The 4,462-nt window shown below is 31.9% G+C and carries 6 protein-coding genes; all 6 read left to right on the top strand.

The window, feature by feature from the left end:
• The first annotated feature begins 85 nt into the window (after positions 1 to 85).
• Positions 86 to 421, top strand: coding sequence for a TaqI-like C-terminal specificity domain-containing protein (locus U9R23_02405; protein MEA3475288.1), 336 nt, complete (start codon positions 86 to 88; stop codon positions 419 to 421).
• On the top strand, positions 418 to 1,509 hold the full coding sequence (locus tag U9R23_02400) for an XRE family transcriptional regulator (GenBank protein ID MEA3475287.1): 1,092 nt from the start codon (positions 418 to 420) through the stop codon (positions 1,507 to 1,509). Before U9R23_02405 ends, U9R23_02400 begins: the two co-directional genes overlap by 4 nt.
• Positions 1,510 to 1,515: 6 nt before the next feature.
• On the top strand, positions 1,516 to 2,013 hold the full coding sequence (locus U9R23_02395; protein MEA3475286.1) for a DUF4411 family protein: 498 nt from the start codon (positions 1,516 to 1,518) through the stop codon (positions 2,011 to 2,013).
• 527 nt (positions 2,014 to 2,540) lie between these two features.
• Positions 2,541 to 3,137 carry an Abortive infection protein AbiEi gene (locus U9R23_02390; protein MEA3475285.1) on the top strand — a complete coding sequence of 199 codons (597 nt, stop codon included), beginning with the start codon at positions 2,541 to 2,543 and terminating at the stop codon, positions 3,135 to 3,137.
• On the top strand, positions 3,134 to 3,538 hold the full coding sequence (locus tag U9R23_02385; GenBank protein MEA3475284.1) for a nucleotidyl transferase AbiEii/AbiGii toxin family protein: 405 nt from the start codon (positions 3,134 to 3,136) through the stop codon (positions 3,536 to 3,538). Before U9R23_02390 ends, U9R23_02385 begins: the two co-directional genes overlap by 4 nt.
• Before the next feature lie 189 nt (positions 3,539 to 3,727).
• Positions 3,728 to 4,207 carry a nucleotidyl transferase AbiEii/AbiGii toxin family protein gene (locus U9R23_02380; GenBank protein MEA3475283.1) on the top strand — a complete coding sequence of 160 codons (480 nt, stop codon included), beginning with the start codon at positions 3,728 to 3,730 and terminating at the stop codon, positions 4,205 to 4,207.
• The last annotated feature ends 255 nt before the right edge of the window (positions 4,208 to 4,462 follow it).

The raw sequence follows: 4,462 nt of genomic DNA, 5'->3' as shown, positions 1-4,462 counted from the left end.
TTAAACAGGAAATTAAAAAATCTTGATGGTTTTAAATCAGAAAAAAATCTTGCCACCTTTATGAAGATCTGGTTTGTTAATTACCATGAAAAATTTAAAAATTAGACACAGTTATTTGAACGCTATCAAATATTTAATTTCATTAATAAATTCAAAACTAATTGATTTTTATTTTTATCAAATTTCATCTTCTTTATCAGAGAATGCAAAACGGCATACTAAGCAATATGTTGAACTTATTCCCATTCCCAAAATCTCAAAAGAAGACCGGCAACCCTTCATCAAGATAGTAGACCAAATCCTTTCTCTCAAAAAAGAGGGCAAAGACACGCAACTTCTGGAAGATAAAATAGATATAATGGTTTATAAATTATATGCTTTGACAGAAGAAGAAATAAAAATTGTGGAGGAAAAAACATGAGAAAAAGTATAGAAATAAAATTAAATCCAGAAGTATTAAAAGCACTTCGTGATACCTCAGGATATACCATTGATGAGGTGGCGAAGAAAATTAATACTACTACAGAAAAGATTGAAAAAACAGAAAAAGGGACTGATTCATTTACATTAATTCAAATAAAGAAATTGGCTAATATTTATCAACGCCCCCTTGCTGCATTCTTTACAGATACACTTCCTAAGATGCCTGTATTATCTGACTACAGAATAAATCGTGAAAAAAGACTAACCCCGCAGGTATATATAGCTGAAAGAAGGGCTTATTATCTTGCTAATAAGTTAGCGGAATTAACTTATAAAAAAAGCCAGATTCCGACTTTCCCTGAAACATTAAAACCTGATGACTTAGCATCGGAATTTAGAAATTATTTGAAAATTGAAGTATTGAAATCAATAAAATCAAAAGAACTTTTAGCAAATTATAAACAAGTTTTAGAAGAAAAACTTTTGATATCAATAATAGAACTACCTTTAAAAGCTACTGATGTTAGAGGATTTGTTATTCTCTCTGATATTTCTGTTATCGTTTTAAATGAAGAAGATAAACCACCAATAAAATTATTTTCTCTTTTTCACGAAGTATATCACCTAATAAAAAGAACCTCTGGTATATGTTCAATAGAAATTGAGCAGGAAAGTGATAGAATAGAAAAGGATTGCGATTTGTTTTCTGCTGAATTCCTTGTTCCTATGGATGACTTAAAGAAAGAATGTAAAAGATACTCTCAATTAGATGAAAACGCAATTTCAGAGATTTCTAAAATTTATGGAGTAAGCAAACAGGTAATTATGCTTAGACTTCTTTGGTCAGGATACATAACTAATGAGAAATATAATCAGTTCAAAAGGGAAGGTGTTAAGAAATTACAAGAAAAGAAAGAAGAAATGTTCGGTTATAAAAACTGGGATAAGGTATTTCAGAATCGTATTGGGAATTTAGCAATTAAAGAGATAAACAATTCTTATCGTATAGGCAAGATCTCCTATTCTGAGGTATTTGACATTTTAAATATGAAAACAAAATATATAGAAAAATTTGTAGAACGATAATTAAGAATGCCGAGTCAACAATATTTATTTCCAAAAACAGTATATTGCATTGATACCAGCTCTTTAATAAATCTCATCCCACCTTGGAAGAAAGATGTCTACCGGAGAGATGTGTTTCCCGCAATTTGGGAAAAATTAGAAAGTATGATACAAAATGAAGAGCTTATTTCTCCTTTAGAAGTTTATGAAGAAATTAAAGTTGGGCAGGATGAAATTTATGAATGGTGCAAGAAAAACAAGAAAATGTTCAGAGATATTGACAATTGTCAAAGACAAAAACTCAAAGATATTGAAAAACAATACGACAACAATTATTGGATCAACGAAAGTAGAAAACCAAGATGGGCTGATCCGTGGGTAATATCTCTTAGTATTTGTGAAGATGCAATCATTGTTGCCGATGAGAAAAATATACCAAACAGAATTCCATCCATATCTGCGAAATTTGGGGAAAAATGTTTAGGGTTATTAGATTTTTTTAAGGAAATAGAAATTAAGTATTAGCTAAAATTTACCAGATTGTTTATAAATTATGCAAGCTAACTTATGAGGAAATAAAAATAGTAGATCCGGAAATAGATGAAGTTCTGTCTTCTTTTGGATTAACCAAAAATGGTTATGAGAACAGAACAATTGAGGAATTATCCAAGCAGTACCAGACTTAACCCGAAAATTTCGGGATGAGTTAAGAACTGCGAAGTAAACTACTGAGCATAGCTTGTATCAGGAAAGCCGGGTCTCCAGCAGACTGGACTTCATCACGATTTACCTGTCCTGTGAAATCTCTTTTTTCTATTTCACTTAGGATCGCGATGGAGTTCAGAATGCGAAGAATTTCTACCGACTTAAGTCCAGTCTCGCTTCGCTCACCTGAACTCGAGTCTTCACTGTTATACGAGCTAATTTATTATGAGGTAAAGATGGAAAATAACAACAAAAAAAACTTTACAGATAAAGGATGAATTTTGTTTTTGGTTCATTAGCAAGGTATCTGATTTGTGAATACCTTGCAATAGAACCAAGAGGTAAAAATGAAAAATATAGAAGCATTTTTCAAAAATCATCAGGGTTATGCCAGGATGAAAGACCTGAAAGATCAAAGTTTTCATACTCGAGATATTGCTAAAGCTGTAGAAAATGGTATAATAGAAAAGATTAAGCCCGGTCTTTATAAGCTGATTGATTTTACATGGGATGAACATAGTGGATTCGTGGATATAGCAAAAGCAAAGGGAAGTGCCATAATCTGTCTCACTTCTGCTCTATCATATCATAATCTTTCAACCATAAATCCGGGAACAATAACAGTAGCGGTTCCCATGAATACCGATAAATTCAGTCTTGATTATCCACCGATAAAAGTTTACTATTTTCCGGAGAGTCTCTACTCTTTTGGAATTGAAGAAAAGAAAACAATGTCAGGCAATTTTAAGATATACAATGCAGAAAAGACGATTTGCGATATGTTTCGTTACCGCAATAAACTGGGAGAAGATCTTCCACTGGAAGGGCTAAAGAATTACCTGAAACGCAAGGATGCGGATATTCCCAAGCTTCATGAATATGCCATCAAATGTAAGGTTAAAACAGTGATGCTTCCATATATCAAAGCGATGGTAATTGTATGAAAAAGGAGATAAAAAATATTCCTGCTTCAGTTAGAGCCCGACTTTTGAGGATAGCTAAAGAATCAAATCGAGATTTTATTGCTGTTTTACTACAATATTTCCAGGAACGATTACTATATAGGTTATCTATTTCATCTTATAAAAGCAACTTTGTTTTAAAAGGAGCTCTCCTTTTTCTTGTATATGATATGCCGAATTCCAGACCGACGAAAGATATCGATTTTCTGGGAGTTAATATCTCTAACACTGAAAAGAACCTTCTTCAGATAATAAAGGAGATTATTTCCATAAAGGTAGATGATGGTGTCAGGTTTGATCACAAAAGTCTTGAATCAGAAATAGTCAATGAAGATGCGGATTATCAGGGTATAAGAATCTATTTTTTTTCTATGACAGCATAGAAAAAAGACCACCCTTCGGGTGGGATAAATTTCTAAATCTAAATTCATAATGTCAAATAAAATGACAAAGCCACAATGTCAAATCATATCAAAAAAAAATCTCAGAAGACTAATCCTTTTATATTTGGTATTTGATATTTGAAATTTTATTAGATATTAGAAATTTGATATTTGTCATTTAATTGAAAAATTTCACGACAACTTGTTGGTAAGTTTCATTTTTTAAGTGCCTATTGTGAAGCATATCTTGGTCATGCAAAGAGGAGAATCCACTTTGATATTGGGTTTGGAGATATAGTTGTACCAGAACCACTTTCCCTGGATTTCCCGGTTTTATTGTCAGATATGCCAGGTCCTGAACTTATTACCTACACACCGGAATCTGCAATAGCGGAAAAATTGGAAGCAATTACAAATCTAAATTTCTTCACCAGTCGGATGAAAGATTTTTACGACATCTACTATTTAGCGAATAATTACAAGTTCAAACCAAATTTGCTAAAAGAAGCAATTGAAATGACATTTAAAAACAGAGGTACAGATTTAAAGGCTCGTAAAATTTTATATGATGAGAAATTTAAGGCAGATAAAGAAAAACATCAGCAGTGGATGGCTTTTTTGAATCGTTCCAAAATAAATATAGATCTATCTTTTAGAGAAATCAATTGAAAAGAAAAATCGTTTCTGCCTAACTAAGCGTGATTGGGCTTTACTCATAATAAGCCTTGTTGGATTAATTTTTGGGATTATATCAAACTTCCAATCATTTCTCGAAATTGATAAACCAATTAATAGCAACATACTTGTTGTAGAAGGCTGGCTACCAGATTATGCTCTTAAACAAGCAATTGATGAATTCAATAGTAAAGGATATAAATTATTAATTACAACTGGAGGTCCTTTGTTAAAAGGTTATCCCTTATC

Source organism: Candidatus Cloacimonadota bacterium, from assembly GCA_034722995.1.
GTDB lineage: Bacteria > Cloacimonadota > Cloacimonadia > JGIOTU-2 > JGIOTU-2 > JAGMCF01.
Note: the sequence above shows the minus strand (reverse complement) of the source record. Positions and strands in the feature narration are given on the sequence as shown.

Bases quoted from the DNA above. Each gene is read 5' to 3' on its own strand.
- U9R23_02405 (MEA3475288.1), top strand. From the start codon at position 86: ATGAAAAATTTAAAAATTAGACACAGTTATTTGAACGCTATCAAATAT.
- U9R23_02400 (MEA3475287.1), top strand. From the start codon at position 418: ATGAGAAAAAGTATAGAAATAAAATTAAATCCAGAAGTATTAAAAGCA.
- U9R23_02395 (MEA3475286.1), top strand. From the start codon at position 1,516: ATGCCGAGTCAACAATATTTATTTCCAAAAACAGTATATTGCATTGAT.
- U9R23_02390 (MEA3475285.1), top strand. From the start codon at position 2,541: ATGAAAAATATAGAAGCATTTTTCAAAAATCATCAGGGTTATGCCAGG.
- U9R23_02385 (MEA3475284.1), top strand. From the start codon at position 3,134: ATGAAAAAGGAGATAAAAAATATTCCTGCTTCAGTTAGAGCCCGACTT.